This is a genomic window from Brevibacillus brevis, assembly GCF_001039275.2.
GTDB classification, from domain to species: Bacteria; Bacillota; Bacilli; order Brevibacillales; family Brevibacillaceae; genus Brevibacillus; species Brevibacillus brevis_C.
In genome coordinates this window covers 2126293-2141280 of record NZ_CP030117.1, presented here as the reverse complement: position 1 = coordinate 2141280, position 14988 = coordinate 2126293, and the positions used below count along the sequence as shown (strand labels likewise).

The window sequence follows — 14988 nt, the reverse complement described above, 5'->3', positions numbered from 1 at the left end:
ACTACAATGACCCGTCCGGTACCTCATTTTGGCTTATGAAAAACCTTCTTCTTCTCTACTAGTAAAAACTATCCCCATACTTTTTGCAACAGTGGCTGTCCAAATACGAGAACTCCAATGATAAGGGACAGAATCGCCGCCACAAGTACAGCTCCTGCTCCCACATCTTTGGCAATCTTCGCCTTGACGTGCCATTCTGGGGAAGCTAAATCAACGACTGCTTCAATCGCGGTGTTTACCAGCTCAAGGGAGAAGACCAGACCGATAGAAAAAAGGACCAGCAAAACATCGCTGCGGGGTATCTGCAGCCACCACGCTGCCGCCAGCACCACAATGGCTGCGGCTACGTGGATTTGCATGTTTCGCTGTGTCCGTACGGTATAGGAAATTCCTTGCAGAGCGTAGGTGAAGCTGCGAGTCAATCGTCGCCATTCCTTCAACGTAATCTCCTACCTCGTCAAGCCGATTTCTTCCAGCACCTTTTCTTGACGTGAAAACATTTCCTTCTCTTCTTCTGGCGTCCCATGATCATAGCCCAGAAGGTGAAGAAAACCATGAACCGTGAGAAATCCGAGTTCGCGTTCGAATGAATGGCCATAGTCTTCGGCCTGCTCATGTGCTTTTGGCACCGAGATGATGATATCTCCAAGCATATTCGGAAACTCGCTGGCCTCATCCTCATCGATGAAGATTTCCATTTCCCCTTCGCCCGGCTCGTTCATCGCAAAGGACAGAACATCCGTAGGCCGATCAACACCTCGATAGTCGCGATTCAACTCGTGGATGCGCTCGTTGTTCACCAACGTGACAACTACTTCTCCTTGTACGTCTTCCAGCTTTGCCGCTGCTTCCAGGCAACGGACAAGCAGGTTTTGCAAATTCTCATCGATCGGTTCGATTTCTTCATGAAGGATTTCTACAGATAACACAGGTAAACGATCTCCTTTTTGTGACGCCATTTATTAATAGCCGTGTTCTACTTCTTCCTTGGCATAGGCAGCGATGATTTTTTGTACCAGACTGTGACGAACGACATCTCCCTCTTGGAAATGAATAAAGGCTACATCGGAAATCGGGCTTAAGATGCGCTGTGCTTCGCGCAATCCGGATTTCTTGCCTTTTGGCAAATCCACCTGGGTCACATCACCCGTAATGACCATTTTGGAACCAAAGCCAAGCCTGGTCAAAAACATTTTCATTTGCTCGGGAGTTGTGTTCTGGGCTTCATCCAAAATGACAAAGGAATCTTCGAGCGTACGACCACGCATGTACGCCAAAGGTGCAACCTCAATGAGTCCACGTTCCATCATTTTGGCGACTTGTTCATTGCCCAGCATGTCGTACAAGGCATCATAGAGCGGACGCAGGTAAGGGTCTACTTTTTCCTGCAAATCTCCTGGCAAAAACCCAAGGCTCTCCCCCGCTTCTACGGCCGGTCTGGTAAGAACGATCCGTTTGACACGCGCATTTTTCAACGCATTTACTGCTGTGACAACAGCCAAATACGTTTTTCCGGTCCCAGCTGGTCCAATTCCAAACACAATGTCATGCTTCTTGATCGCAGACAAGTAATGACGCTGGCCCAGAGTCTTTGCCCTGATTACTTTGCCACGTTGGGTACGAGCGACTTCTTCATCATACACATCGAGCAGTTGGGCACCTTCTCCCCGTTCAATCAACGACATCGCATAAGAGATGTCTCGTTCGGACAGGGCAATCCCTCTGCGAATCAACTGTAGCAGAATTTCAATCAACTCTGTCAGTTTGTCCACTTCCGGCTTATCCCCGCTAATAACCAGTTCGCCTTCTCGGGTCATGATTTTGGCGGAACTTCTTTGCTCGATCAGTGTTAGGTACGCGTCATGTGGTCCGAACAACAGCAAGGCCTCAGATGCGTCTGAAAACGGGATTCTTACCTCATCTTGTACGTGCAACAGGCTTCCATCTCCTTGCAACGGTAATCAGCAATGCGTCATTTGCTTGCCATCCTCACTGCCCAACGAAAGGCTGTTCAATGGCAATATCTTCAATGACGGAAAAATGAATGCTTACGTAAACTTTACCATTCTCTGTTGTGACGTGCAAAACTTTTTCGTCCTGAATGAACGCATCTTTTCCAGCTTTTTTCAAGATATCCTCCCTGGCAAATTTTTTAGCCAGTTCCGTCGCTTCCTCCACGCTCATTTCTGTTTGAACGGGTGCTGTTTGCACGTACGTTACTGTCTTCCAGCCAAGTGGAGAGGTATATCCCGCGTACGAGGGCAAAAACCGTTGTTCTGCCACTTCAGCTTGTGCAAAGGACTGTTTTTCAAATGGCCACACATAGATCGCATAGGGGCCTACAAGCAGGTATTGATGCTCCAGTTTTTCTCCCGTCAAACGATACATCGTTTGTTTTAGCGGGACCGATGTGTTACTCATATACCACACTTCCCCTTGCACCTTGCCTCGCGCTGATACTGCTTGTTGACGAGCGTCATTGCCAATGATCCCCGAGATGAGCACTTGGCCTTTTTCAACCAATTGATTGCTCACAACCTGACTGCGACCAACCTCCGGAAGAATTTTATGGACGACAGCCCTCTTTTTTGCTACAAGATGCCGTGGACCTGTTGCAAGCGGCTTTACGGGCGCCTCTTTTTCAACCACTTGAAGCATGACTTTGGTTCCTTGAATCTCGATTCCAACCCAAGACGCTTCAGGCAGCAGACTCAACAGCTCTTTTTGCAAAACCAACGGTTCTTTTAGTTTGACCTTCCATGCCCCTTCTTTAATCCCCACTTGTTCAGCGGCTTGAATCACTCGTCGCGGATCAACCATTTTGGTCCCACTCACTTCGACACTCCAAACAAAAGAGGAGAGCATGTACAATCCGATGAAAAAAAGGGCTGCCCCAATTGCCAATCCAGATCGTCTGCGTAACCGCAAGAGCCAGAAAGGCAGCCCGTCTCTTGCTTCGACGTGACTACGACAGCCTGTCTCTTTTAAAAGCGGTCGTAAACGAAAATAATCACGAATCAAAATATCGCAGCGAGTCACCTCTTCTCCTACTCTGCGAATATTCCAGATTCGAATCCCATCCCGTACGGCCATATTTAGCATCCGCTCAAATCGTTTTCCCCGAACGGTAATGGTTACATGTCCATCCACCCACTCCTTGATTCCATACCGCATACGTGCCGCCCCCTCCCACTAAAAAAGTTTACGAGTTCTGTGGTCCCGTCTCCAAAAATTTCACGCCACCGATTCTTCCTTCTAACAAAACCTCCTCAGGCAAAATCGCTCGGATGACAAGCTGTTCACCTGAAACAATCATTTGACCGTTCGTCAACAGCAGACGAAGCTCTTTTTCGCTAAAATGCAAAACTCCTCGATGATTCTCTATATACATTTGCAAATGACCGATCATCGTGATACGCGGGACTTCCAGGACTACATCTTGCGGCAGATCCAACACCCCTCCGGCCAACTGGCGCAGACGGCGGCTCCAACGCTTCATGGATTAGCCCCCCTTCTCGTTCTATATATTGGCGAATATGACGAGCTCATCTGTTTGCAGGTGCAAAACCATTCTTATCTATGCGTATGCGCGAGCACAAAGAGGCATTCATCAAAAACAGTCACAAAAAAAGAGCCCTCAGCGCTCGCTAATTAGCAAGCAGGTGAGAGCTCCGTCTTTGGAATACTTCAACAAACTCCATTGATTATTTGCTTTCTTTTGCAGAAGAAACCAGCTCTTTTTCTTTTGTAAGCGCCTTCCATTTTTTCATGACTCGCTTTACTTTCTCAACTGAACAACCGCACGCGATCGCTGTTTCATATATCGATTTGTTTTCGAAGATGGCAAGCCGAATCACTTTTTGACGAAACCGCCCCATTTGTTCAAAAATTTGTTGATTCATCGCTTGACCTCTACCCCTTCTTCTATTGGGAGAATTTTCTTTACATTCAGGATAGTCAACAAGGATACGAGAAACAAGATAAGTTATTCGATATATTTCGACATAAGACGTTGCTTATCAATAAAAAACAGGCGAACCGAAGTTCACCTGTTTGACTGGCTACTATTATAAAATTTTTCTTTGCCGAACCTGCTGGGCATACGGAGCTTTTGAGCGCGGTTCTCCAAAAATGAGCGCCCATTTCATCCCATCACGCGGATTGCCGTGTTTCGATGGGAGTGTTCCTACTCGTTCCGAATCAGCGACCTTCATCGTTTCCGATTGCTTCACTGTGATGGTTGGACCCGTTGAAGCACGAGCTGTACTGGAGAATGCCCATTCCTGCTCAACTCCAATCCCTTCCATCGATTCTTGCTGAGGTGGCTCGTATTTGGAGGATGCTCGCACCGTCTCTCTGCCGTAATCCTTATTTTCCATTGGGATATCCGACGTTGTAGCCGGGGTAAGCGGAGGCATTTTTTTGCCTTGAGACATCTTCTTCTTTCCGGCTTTGCCAAGAGCTTTATATCCTAAGTAACCAAGGATAACAAACCAGAACTTGCCGATGAGCGGGATGATCCACTCGACTAAACCCAATAAATCTACGACGAGATCCATGAGATCTTCCATGGCAATCGCCCTTATTCTTTCTCGTCTGGCAAAGCAGGCTCTTGTTTGTCACCTGCATGCCCGAAGGATTGACGCATTTGTGTATCAGCAGCAATGTTTTGCATGTTGTAATAATCCATTACGCCCATTTTGCCACTTTTCAATGCTTCGGACAAAGCGAGTGGTACCTGTGCTTCGGCTTCTACTACTTTTGCCTTCATCTCTTGTACGCGCGCAATCATTTCCTGCTCTTGGGCTACCGCCATGGCACGACGCTCTTCCGCTTTCGCTTGGGCAATACGTTTATCTGCTTCCGCTTGGTCGGTTTGCAATTGTGCCCCAATGTTCTTCCCTACATCCACGTCCGCAATATCAATCGAGAGAATTTCAAAAGCAGTTCCGGCATCCAAACCTTTATTCAATACCGTTTTAGAGATCAGATCCGGATTTTCCAATACGTCCTTATGTCCTTTTGACGAACCAATGGTCGATACGATCCCCTCACCTACACGGGCGATGATCGTTTCTTCACCAGCACCACCGACCAATCGATCGATGTTGGCACGAACCGTTACTTTTGCACGAGTGCGCAGCTCGATACCGTCCTTTGCCATTGCTGCTACCACAGGTGTTTCAATCACTTTCGGGTTAACGCTCATTTGTACCGCTTCCAATACATCACGACCAGCCAGATCAATGGCTGCTGCTCGTTCAAAGCCAAGTGGAATATCTGCACGTTGTGCTGCTACGAGCGCATCTACTACACGGTCAACGTTACCGCCTGCGAGATAATGGCTCTCCAATTGGTTTGTATCCAGTTGCAAGCCCGCTTTACGCGCTTTAATCAACGGATTCACGATACGGGATGGTACGACGCGACGTAAGCGCATAGCGACGAGAGTAATAATCCCGATATTCACACCGGAAGCCAGTGCAGAAATCCAGAGCATGACTGGTACGAACGAGAAGAAAACAGAAAGTACGACGATGGCTACTGCCACCATAAAAATAAGGGGAATCAAACCGCCTTCAAACATGAAGTGCTCACTCCTTTTGTTCTAGTTCGGCAACGACGATACGCGTGCCTTCTACTTGCACTACGGTGATGGCGGTACCCGCTTCAATGAAACCACCAACCGATACTGCATCCACACGTTTTCCTTCCACCTTGACGACCCCTGCCGGGCGCAATGGTGTTAGGGCGATGCCTGATTTTCCTTCCAGCTCACGCTGATCGCGCGGAGCAACGTAGCCTTCTTCATTACGCTGCGTGTCACCCAGGACAAACTTGTTGAAGAGACCTTTGACCCCGTATTTCTTCACTAGCATGAATGCTACAATTGCCGTAATCAGAGCGGCCACGCCTAGCGATGCGAGCCCTTGCTGCGTGTCATAGGCTGCCATTACGAGACCTGTCACAATACTCACGAAACCAATCGCACCGACAATGCCGCCCGGGAGAAAAATTTCCAGAAGCATCAGTAAGATTCCGAAGACAAACAGTCCGATGTGCAACCAGTTGGCAAATCCCGCTACATAATGTCCAAAGAAATATAGACTGAACGCGACGAGTGAAATCGTCCCTGCAACACCAAAACCAGGGGCAAACAGTTCTACTACAATTCCGCCCAATCCAATGATGAGCAGAAGACTCATCACAATGGGACTCGTCACCCACCTAGCGACTAGCTCTCCACCTGTTGGCTCAATCGCCTGAAGGGAATCCGGCTGAATACCGAGCTTTTTGAGCAGCTCTTCCTTATTGGACACCACATCATCCGCATAACCTAACCGTTTCGCTTGTTGGGCATCGAGAGACAACACCGTACCTTTTGGCTTTAATCCGGGGAATTCTGTATCGATTTCCACCATCGCGCGAGCAACGTCAGGATTGCGATTGTTCAACTCCGCTGCCGCCATCATTTTATTGCTCCAACCGGAAATGAACTTGATATCTGCTGCATTCCCTGCCAAGTCAATCGGTGCTGCTGCCCCCATGCTACTGCCTGGAGTCATAATAATTTCATTTGCATTCAGGGCGATGTAAGTTCCCGCTGAAAAAGCCTGGTTATCAATATAGGCTATCACATGCATGGGAGCCTGACGGATCAACTGTCCAATTTGGTCGGCAGCGTTCACTTCTCCACCTGGCGTATTGATATGCAAAATAACAAGGTCTGCCTGCTGCTCCTGTGCGTCAGCAAATGCTCTGTGCAAAAAGCTCTCCAACCCTCGCTCGATCGTGCTATCTACTGGAATCCAGACAGCTTTTTGATAGGTCTGGGCTGTTGTGGATGCGGGAGCAAGAAGCATCGTCATTCCCATAATCAGGCAAAGAAGTGAAAAAAGCAATCGCATGCGGCTTTTTACTAGCCTTGCTGCACTCATTGCATGTACCTCCTTTCCTTCTATCAGCTTCAACGTATGTGCAATAAGGTATACGAAAGAGGATGGCAATCGTTTCATATTTATTTCACATTTGGAAAAAAAGAAAAACCCAACCTTTACAGGTTGAGTTTTTCTGTTCGTATCTATATGAGGTGTTACTCTCGTCTACGATGGTAGTTCCTCAGATACAATCTTTTGCACGAGGTTTCCGTCTGCTCTGCCTTTCACTTTCGGCATGATCGCACCCATCACTTTGCCCATCTCCTTTTTGGAGGAGGCATTGGTAGCTGCGATACCTTCCCGAACGATATCACGAATTTCGTCTTCGCTAAGCTGAGCGGGTAAGTAAGCGGAGAGCACGTCGATCTCTTCGCGCGTTTTAGAGGCAAGTTCCACGCGGCCTGCCTTCTCAAATTCGTGGAGGGATTCACGGCGTTGTTTTAACTCACGAGTCAAGATGGTCAGCACTTCGTCTTCAGACAAAAGTCTGCCCTTGTTAATCTCTTCGTTCTTTAATGCGGCTTTCACCATGCGAATAACAGAGAGTTTTAGAGCAGCTCTGTCCTTCATTGCTTGCTTCATATCTTGATCGAGTCGCTCCATTACACTCATGATGAGCCCTCCGTCAATTAAAACTTGCGCTTGCGAGCTGCTTCGGATTTCTTCTTGCGCTTAATGCTAGGCTTCTCAAAGTGGCGACGTTTACGCAGTTCCGCCATCACCCCGGATTTTGCGCTTTCACGCTTGAAGCGGCGAAGTGCGCTATCCAAAGACTCGTTTTTCTTGACTCGAATTTCTGCCATTTGTCTTCCCTCCCTCCGCTAAAACCGTGGGACGCCTGAGTCGAACGTACGAACAGACTGTCACACTTCATTATAGGATAGATGACTAAAGAAGGTCAACCTTTAGTTCAATTTTATTCGTAAAAACCGGACAAAAGGTGATAATGGATGTGGAAAACCTCTTGTCCACCCTCTTTACCACAGTTGTTAATCAGGCGAAAACCTGGCAGTTCCAGCTTTTTCGCCAAGAGTTGTGCTACATGGTGGATATGCCCGATCAGCGGCAGGTCCTCGGCACTTACATCCATAAGCGTGGGAATTGGCTTACGCGGGATAATCAACAAGTGAACGCGTGCTTTTGGTGCAATATCGTGGATGACGATGACTTGCTCATCCTCATACTCGATACGAGCAGGAATTTCACCGTCCATGATTTTGGTAAAAATACTTTTTTCCATGGGAGACTCCTTTCTTCCTCTGTATGTGGATAGTTATGTATGTAAGAATTGATCCTATCACATTCCCTCACTTTTGTCTTGCGGCACTACCTGACGCATGGTAGCATGACTTCGAGGTTGAAACAGGATAACAAGAAAAAGGAGTTCGTGCAGATGAAACCAATTGCACTGGATCAGGCAGCAATCAACGCAGAAGGGATTTTGCTCGCTGGTTCCCCAGGGCTTGCCTTGTCATCCGTTCACTTTGATACCCGCGAGCTGACTGCGGGATCTTTGTTTGTAGCGCTGACAGGCGGCGCACGGGATGGACATGATTTTTTGTTACAAGCAGCTGAACAAGGAGCTGTAGCTGCACTCGTTTCGAATCAGGAGAAGATTCCTGCGAACTTGCCAAATGATTTTGGGCTAATTCTCGTCAATGATACACTGCGTGGCTTTCAAAAGCTGGCTGCCGCTTATCGGAAAAGCTTTTCGTTCCCTCGCATCGCCATTACAGGAAGTATCGGGAAAACAACCGTAAAGGACATAGTGGCACACGTACTTGCGAGCCGTTCGCCCGTATACAAGACGTATAAAAACTTCAACAACCACATCGGTGTACCTTTGTCGTTATTGCAGATGGAAGAACAACATCATGCTGCTGTACTAGAGCTCGGGATGAACCACGCTGGGGAAATCGATCTGCTCGCATCGCTGGTCCAGCCAGATATTAGCGTGATTACCTTTATCGGGGAATCCCATATTGAGTATTTTGGTACGCGTGAAAAAATTGCTCTCGCAAAGGCGGAGCTGCTTCCTCATACCGCTCTTGACGGACTCGTGCTGCTCAACAAGGATTCGGAGTATCTACGGATGATAGCCCATCTGTATCCAGGTGAACTCCTATACTACTCTGTTAATGAGAAGGCGGATATTTGGGCGGAGCAAATCGAAACGGTTGAAGGTGGGACTCGTTTCAAAGTATGCTTTGCCTCCGGGGAGGAGTTCGAGGCATTCCTGCCGTTGCATGGCCGCCACAGTGTCCTGAATGCACTGCCTGCTGTCGCGATTGCCAAGAGGCTGGGAATGGATACTGAACAAATCACACACGCCTTGTCCACCGTTCAGCTCTCCGCCATGCGGTTTGAGCAAATGAACTCCAAGCACGGTGCTGTGTATATCAGTGATGCGTATAATGCCAGCCCCGTCTCCATGGAGGCTGCTGTACGGACGTTTGCTGAGCTGTACTCTGAGCGCGCAAGAGTCATCGTGTTAGGTGACATGTATGAGCTCGGTCCAGATAGCGGGGCTATGCACGCGGGCGTAGGAGCCTCGATTCAAGACATCGCTGAGAGATTCAAGCTGCTCGTGACAGTCGGTGAGGATACACGCCATCTCCACGATGCTTACACGGGGAACAAGCTGCATTTTGCCACAAAAGCAGAGGCACTGGTTGCTCTACTGCCTTTGCGGGATGAGAAGCATGCATTTTTGTTCAAAGCCTCCAAAGGTATGTCCTTATGGACGCTTATTACTGATCTGGAAGATCACGAATAATAGAAAAAGAACAGCCGCCTCTCGTATCATACGGGAGACGGCTTCTTTATTTAGTGATTGTCATTCCAAAGACGTTCTACCTGAATCAATTGATCTTCCTCAAAGCTTAGTTTATAAATATCGGGCATCGAGGTCTTTTTCCAAAAGGAGAAATCGTACGATGGATCGTAATGATTCATGATGATCGTCATGATGTTTCCATGGATGCCAATCGCGACTTTTTTGCCTCGATGGTGATCCAAAACTTCCTGCAAGGCAGCGAGTCCTCTTTCCCCCGCTACCGCATTCGATTCTCCCCCTGCGAAAGCGAACTCACGATTTGCAAATACATGCTCGACAGCCTGTACAAAATGCTCAAAGCACTCTACCCAAGCCCCTAATTCGCGCTCGCGAAAATCCGGTTCCAGCTTGATTTCCCGATTCGCTTGCTTCGCCGTAGTTTCAATTGTCTGGATGGCTCTTGCATAAGGGCTGGAGACAAACACGTCAATTTGTTCCCCTTGCAAGATTTCTGCTACACATTGCGCATCTTGCCAGCCCTTTTCAGACAACCCGCGTGTTTTCTCCTGATCCTGAATGTACGGAGATTCTGCGTGGCGGATCATATACACATGTGTGAGCATCCTTGCACCTCTTCCGTTTTGACGGATTTCGATTGAGCAATCATCGCAGTTCAATAACATTGTTGGAAGGACCCAACTTTTCAGGCGGAAAAGCGCTATAGTGGATCGATGCGAGATCAGCTACATAGTACGACTTCCCGTCCTTTGCCCAGCCGATGATACGATGATTGTCACTTAAGTGATAATAGCCAGGCATTCCCTTGTCAGGAGAGCCGAATGAATAACCGCATTTCGTGACCTGCTTGCATGATTGAATGTACATATAGGAATCTTGAGAATTGGAAGTACGAGAGTGTTGTTCTACTGCCATCTGACTTCCTGATGGCGACCAAACAATCTTGTCCAAGTAGCTCTCAGTGAACACGGAATCCTTCAAATTGACTTTTTTCCCTGTCTGCAAATCCAGCATGTATTCTTCTGTAGTGGTTCGCATGTAACGGTACTTCATATCGTTGGAGTAAGAAGGGAATGCCGTCATTTGGTGATCGTATTTCAGACCAGTCGGTAAGTCTAACTCCTTGATTGCGGTTTGCGTTTTGTAAAATAGCTTTTTTGAAGTCGGCACCCAGTAATACATTTCTTCTTCCGTTCCACTTGGCCATTCATACTGGTCATTCTTTTTCATTTTGAGTGTAGGCAGGTGCTGCAAGATCAGGTGACCGCTTGCTTTGGAATTGGAAGAGAGCATGTCCATCCGGGTGAACACCATGTACTGTTCATCCGGTGAAACGGAAAAATCAAGGACAGGATACTGAGCTGCTGCCGGAACGAGTACCGTTTTTTTGCCGTCGGGCAGATTGAGCTTCACAATACCGCCATTTTCACGAATGTAGAGCGCGTCCTGCTTCGGTGACCATTTGCCATAGCCGGATAGCTGCGTCATCTTTTTTGTTTGCATATCGTACAAGTACGGTATGGTTCGGTCTGTCTTCCCATATCCGATCCGCTCACCGTATACAAACCTGCCCGATGGCGACATGCTCGCCCGGTGGATCAAGGGCATGTTCGTAACGGTTTTTGTCACTTTTCCATCTACCGTTACTTGATAGATGACGACCGGCTCTGGCTTACGAGGGTCTGCCTTCGCAGGAGCAGCGGCATTGATTTGTCCAGGTACAAGGATGCCCAGCAAGGAAATCAGCAGGCATGAGAGCAATAAGAACTTTTTCATCAAGGGTCCTCCCGAATAAGTTATCAATAACGTAGACGCTCGCTAGAAGCACTTGGTTTCTTTTTACACGAAAAAAAGGGCGGAAGCACCCCTGCGCCTCCGACCTTTTTCACTTACGCACGAACCATCATTGCCTTCCGCAACCACTCTACCTCTTCAGCTAATACACGCTGTGGACTCTGACCAAACCATTCAATAGATGCAAAATAATCCGTTTCCGCAATCTTTTCTAAAATAGGCCCATAATCTACAACACCTTCACCGAGCAGTACCATTCCCTCACGATCGCCGTTAGGGGCATATACATTATGTGGAGCGAATACGGGCAGATGATTCGGTGAGGAAATATTTTTCAAATGATAATGAGCTACCCACGGTCTCAATTGCTCGTACGCGTCGATTGGATCAGCACCTGATTCCCAGACATGAAGAAAATCAAGATTAACTTTTAGTGCAGGATGATTGACTTCCTGCAACAAAGCAAGTGTAGAACTCATAGAATCCGTGAGCGTGTTTGGATGTGTTTCGACCAAAAGCTGAATCCCGTGCTCTTGACACATCTTACATAAGATTTGCAGATGATGCACATAGCGCGCCCGCTCTTCTGGCCCAACTTCTTGACTCGCCTTCTGCCCAGCAAACGTCCTGATTTGCTTTACATGTAGCCATTTCGCCAGTGAAATGAGTCTTTTTGCTTTTTCCAGTGTACGCTGAAAACCAGATGAAGTAGCAATATCCAAATAATCACTAAGCATGGAGATACTCATGCCTTGATCCCTGACCAACTTTACCTGCTCCTCCATCTCTAATCGATCATGATCGTACAGATGTTGGGCGTGGGTTCCCCATAACTCGATTCCATCAAAATGATGACGATGAGCAAACTGGACAATTTGTGCTAACGAAATTAACTGGTGGCGAAAAGTGATTGTGCACAATGAGAGTTTCATTTGACTTTACCTCCACCCTTTTTCGTCTACAGTGACGAGACTTTTATCCATTTGGGTCCACAAAACAAACTGACGCTCCAACTCTTTTTTCACTTCAAGTTCAATCAGATCAATCTCTTCTAACGCTTCGATAATCGGAGGTAACAACGCCATATTCTTGGTCATCGCCATTTTGACTGACAAGTACTGAGCTGTCGTAAACCCTTGGTAGATGTCCTCCACTTTATAGGCGATGCGCAAAAACTCATCACGATGGTATTGCAAATAATCTTGCAGATATAGGAATGCATACTCGTAGCTGTATTTACGGATCGCAATCACTTTCACCTGAGTCACTGCCGCAAGCAACATGTCCAAGTTGTATCCATTGCGTCCTTCTGCCATATCTGTAATCAATTGCTTCAGTTCAAGGGTAAATGGATTATGATCACGCTTGAGTGCGTCGTAGAAATAGTCGTGGATCATTTCATAGGTTGGTTCTTTAATTTCACTCGCATCCACCATCAAGCCGCCACCAAACGGATTTTCCAAGAAGGCTTTGATCACTGTCTCCTTCTTCACATTGCCCTCCCAACGAAAATCCGGGTCAAACATAAACCACTCATCCTCATTCTCCGTCTTGGAAATCATCAAAAAATGCGGGAATGGCTTCAACGCAAATTTATTATCTCGCTCTGGAACCAGTGACATGTCTATCTGAACAAGGACAAACTGATCCTCGGTACGCTTATCAATGAGCTCTAAGAACATGTCCAGATTGGAGGCTTTATCTTGGGAATGATCATACCATTCTGTTACTTTCGCTCGGAAAAGTCGTTCATATCCCTTGATAATCTCCTCATGGTTATCAATGTAATAGGTGACCACGCCTTGATCCGTTATGGAGTACTCGGCATCCCAAATGCCAAAATAATAGGGACGATAATCAATCTTTGTGCGGCGCTTAATCACTTCGCATAGGCATGAAATAATGCAATGGACCTTAACCATTCTGTATCCCCCACTCGGTGTTTGTATAGACGCTAATTCGATACATGCTGCGGTTCTAGCTGTTCAACAAAAGTAAGGAGTGATCCAACCGTTTGGAAGATTCGTGGATCTAACTCGTGAGCAGGAACTACCAAATGCAAATCTTCCTCGATATAAACAATCAGTTGCAATAGCATAATCGAATCAATATGTAGATCCTCATTCAATCGCATGGATTCCTTTAGTGGGAGGATATGCGATAATTTTAATTTTTCGGTCATGATCGTATGGATTTGCTCGATTCTTTCTGTTCGTGTCATTTGCTGATCGTCTCCATTTCTAATAATCGACGGCTGATTTTTCCTGTGGCTGTCTTAGGAATGCTCGTCACACATTGGATTTCGAATGGGACTTTATAGCCTGGCAAACGATCTTGGCACCATTCCCTGATTTGTTCAGGAGTAGTTCCTCCCTCGGTAATAACCTGCGCCTTTACAATTTCCCCCATGACCGGATGACGCCCACGATACACAACCACTTCTTTCGTCCCACTCATTTTCAAAATGACGTCCTCGACCTCCAAAGGAAATACCTTTAAGCCAGAAACGTTAATCACATCATCCATCCTGGATACAAATTGAATATGTCCTTCTTCTGTCCAGAAACCTAAATCCTGCGTCGCTATTTCGTTCTGTCCGCTCCAAATCTTTATTTCACCGGGTTGTTCTTCCTTTTCACCTGCTGTCATTGTTACATGGGACAGGGGAACACCCAGATCTGTATGCGACCGCATTTGTTTACTCATACTGACGCACCCCGCCTCGGAGCATCCATATTGTTGCATCAAGGTGTCGCTCATGCCTTGCAGCTTTAGAAACAAGCCTTCTGGCATCGGAGCTCCAGATGTCATTAACCGGTGAAAGCGTACCTGTTCTCGTGTAAAGCTTGATAGGATGTGATAAAAGACTGGCAGACCATACACAATATGCCGGGGAGTACCTTGAATCACTTGCAAAGCAAACTTCGGATTTTTGTGCGTTACAATCGAAGGCTTGCTTCCCCGCTCCAGTGCTGCCAAAACTCCACATATCAATCCATACGAATGTGTCACCGATGCCAGCACAATCGGGATTAATGCTTCCTCTCCCTGAAACAACTGGTTGTAGGCATGAATTTCTGTTTGGATATCATCCCAGCTTCTCCCGATCAGCTTCGCGTCGCCTGTAGTACCTGAGCTATATTGGTAGAGCGATGGTTTCTCACTCTGTTGTTTATCCGTGATGGACAAGAAGTGCTTTGTCTCCTGATAAACAAGCCCATAACATCTTGCTTTCACTGCCATCTGATAGGCTGTTTCCATCGGAGTTTCTCCGTGAATTAACAGCACGGAGGCATTATGCTCACGTAAATATTGAACAAGACTAATCACGTCAAGTGGGTCAGCTATACAGACGGCGTACCTCTTTCCTTCCGGCTGTCGAAAATGATCCATGCTTTCGAATCCTTGCTTATGTCTCTCCATCTCATGCACAGAAATCTCATTTTGATTCACAATGAACAT

The 14988-nt window shown here is 47.1% G+C and carries 19 protein-coding genes; 1 reads left to right on the top strand and 18 read right to left on the bottom strand.

Features of this window, described 5'->3' with window-relative positions; translation table 11 throughout:
• Nucleotides 1-68: 68 nt before the first annotated feature.
• The 12 genes from AB432_RS10855 to AB432_RS10800 form a co-directional block, all read right to left on the bottom strand.
• A complete protein-coding gene (locus tag AB432_RS10855; protein WP_048032295.1) occupies nt 69-440 on the bottom strand; it encodes a diacylglycerol kinase family protein in 372 nt (123 codons plus the stop codon).
• 9 nt (nt 441-449) lie between these two features.
• Complete coding sequence (ybeY, locus tag AB432_RS10850) at nt 450-959, bottom strand: rRNA maturation RNase YbeY (protein WP_370444408.1); 510 nt, start codon at nt 957-959, stop codon at nt 450-452.
• A gap of 3 nt (nt 960-962) precedes the next feature.
• The gene (locus AB432_RS10845) at nt 963-1934 is read right to left on the bottom strand and encodes a PhoH family protein (RefSeq protein WP_048032293.1); all 972 of its coding nucleotides are present in this window, start codon (nt 1932-1934) and stop codon (nt 963-965) included.
• 55 nt (nt 1935-1989) lie between these two features.
• A complete protein-coding gene (gene yqfD / locus AB432_RS10840; protein ID WP_048032292.1) occupies nt 1990-3174 on the bottom strand; it encodes a sporulation protein YqfD in 1185 nt (394 codons plus the stop codon).
• Between the two features lie 28 nt (nt 3175-3202).
• Nucleotides 3203-3499, bottom strand: a complete 297-nt coding sequence (gene yqfC / locus AB432_RS10835) for a sporulation protein YqfC (protein ID WP_048032291.1) — start codon at nt 3497-3499, stop codon at nt 3203-3205.
• Nucleotides 3500-3704: 205 nt separating this feature from the next.
• Nucleotides 3705-3902, bottom strand: coding sequence for a hypothetical protein (locus AB432_RS10830; RefSeq protein WP_048032290.1), 198 nt, complete (start codon nt 3900-3902; stop codon nt 3705-3707).
• Nucleotides 3903-4067: 165 nt separating this feature from the next.
• A complete protein-coding gene (locus AB432_RS10825; RefSeq protein WP_048032289.1) occupies nt 4068-4571 on the bottom strand; it encodes a hypothetical protein in 504 nt (167 codons plus the stop codon).
• A gap of 11 nt (nt 4572-4582) precedes the next feature.
• Complete coding sequence (gene floA, locus AB432_RS10820) at nt 4583-5587, bottom strand: flotillin-like protein FloA (RefSeq protein ID WP_048032288.1); 1005 nt, start codon at nt 5585-5587, stop codon at nt 4583-4585.
• Nucleotides 5588-5594: 7 nt separating this feature from the next.
• Nucleotides 5595-6938: an NfeD family protein gene (locus tag AB432_RS10815; protein ID WP_048032287.1), complete on the bottom strand. Its 1344-nt coding sequence runs from the start codon at nt 6936-6938 to the stop codon at nt 5595-5597.
• A gap of 165 nt (nt 6939-7103) precedes the next feature.
• On the bottom strand, nt 7104-7550 hold the full coding sequence (locus AB432_RS10810; protein WP_007727628.1) for a GatB/YqeY domain-containing protein: 447 nt from the start codon (nt 7548-7550) through the stop codon (nt 7104-7106).
• Between the two features lie 17 nt (nt 7551-7567).
• Nucleotides 7568-7741 carry a 30S ribosomal protein S21 gene (gene rpsU / locus AB432_RS10805; protein WP_007727630.1) on the bottom strand — a complete coding sequence of 58 codons (174 nt, stop codon included), beginning with the start codon at nt 7739-7741 and terminating at the stop codon, nt 7568-7570.
• A 113-nt stretch (nt 7742-7854) separates the two neighbouring features.
• Nucleotides 7855-8178, bottom strand: a complete 324-nt coding sequence (locus AB432_RS10800; RefSeq protein WP_048032286.1) for a histidine triad nucleotide-binding protein — start codon at nt 8176-8178, stop codon at nt 7855-7857.
• Nucleotides 8179-8331: 153 nt separating this feature from the next.
• Here AB432_RS10800 and AB432_RS10795 point away from each other — a divergent pair, with 153 nt between their 5' ends.
• Nucleotides 8332-9714 (top strand): UDP-N-acetylmuramoyl-tripeptide--D-alanyl-D-alanine ligase, encoded by a 1383-nt coding sequence (locus AB432_RS10795; protein WP_048032285.1) that lies wholly within the window; start codon nt 8332-8334, stop codon nt 9712-9714.
• A 50-nt stretch (nt 9715-9764) separates the two neighbouring features.
• Here the strand turns inward: AB432_RS10795 and AB432_RS10790 are convergent, their stop codons facing one another.
• The 6 genes from AB432_RS10790 to AB432_RS10765 all read right to left on the bottom strand — a co-directional run bounded on the left by AB432_RS10790 (nt 9765) and on the right by AB432_RS10765 (nt 14988).
• The gene (locus AB432_RS10790) at nt 9765-10337 is read right to left on the bottom strand and encodes a histidine phosphatase family protein (protein ID WP_048032284.1); all 573 of its coding nucleotides are present in this window, start codon (nt 10335-10337) and stop codon (nt 9765-9767) included.
• A gap of 40 nt (nt 10338-10377) precedes the next feature.
• A complete protein-coding gene (locus AB432_RS10785) occupies nt 10378-11508 on the bottom strand; it encodes a TolB-like translocation protein (protein ID WP_048032283.1) in 1131 nt (376 codons plus the stop codon).
• Nucleotides 11509-11621: 113 nt separating this feature from the next.
• Nucleotides 11622-12458 carry a sugar phosphate isomerase/epimerase family protein gene (locus AB432_RS10780; protein WP_048032282.1) on the bottom strand — a complete coding sequence of 279 codons (837 nt, stop codon included), beginning with the start codon at nt 12456-12458 and terminating at the stop codon, nt 11622-11624.
• A gap of 6 nt (nt 12459-12464) precedes the next feature.
• The gene (locus AB432_RS10775) at nt 12465-13448 is read right to left on the bottom strand and encodes a DUF6005 family protein (protein WP_048032281.1); all 984 of its coding nucleotides are present in this window, start codon (nt 13446-13448) and stop codon (nt 12465-12467) included.
• A 32-nt stretch (nt 13449-13480) separates the two neighbouring features.
• On the bottom strand, nt 13481-13747 hold the full coding sequence (gene asbD / locus AB432_RS10770) for a petrobactin biosynthesis protein AsbD (protein WP_048032280.1): 267 nt from the start codon (nt 13745-13747) through the stop codon (nt 13481-13483).
• A complete protein-coding gene (locus tag AB432_RS10765) occupies nt 13744-14988 on the bottom strand; it encodes an AMP-binding protein (RefSeq protein ID WP_048032279.1) in 1245 nt (414 codons plus the stop codon). The genes asbD and AB432_RS10765 overlap by 4 nt, the downstream gene beginning before the upstream one ends.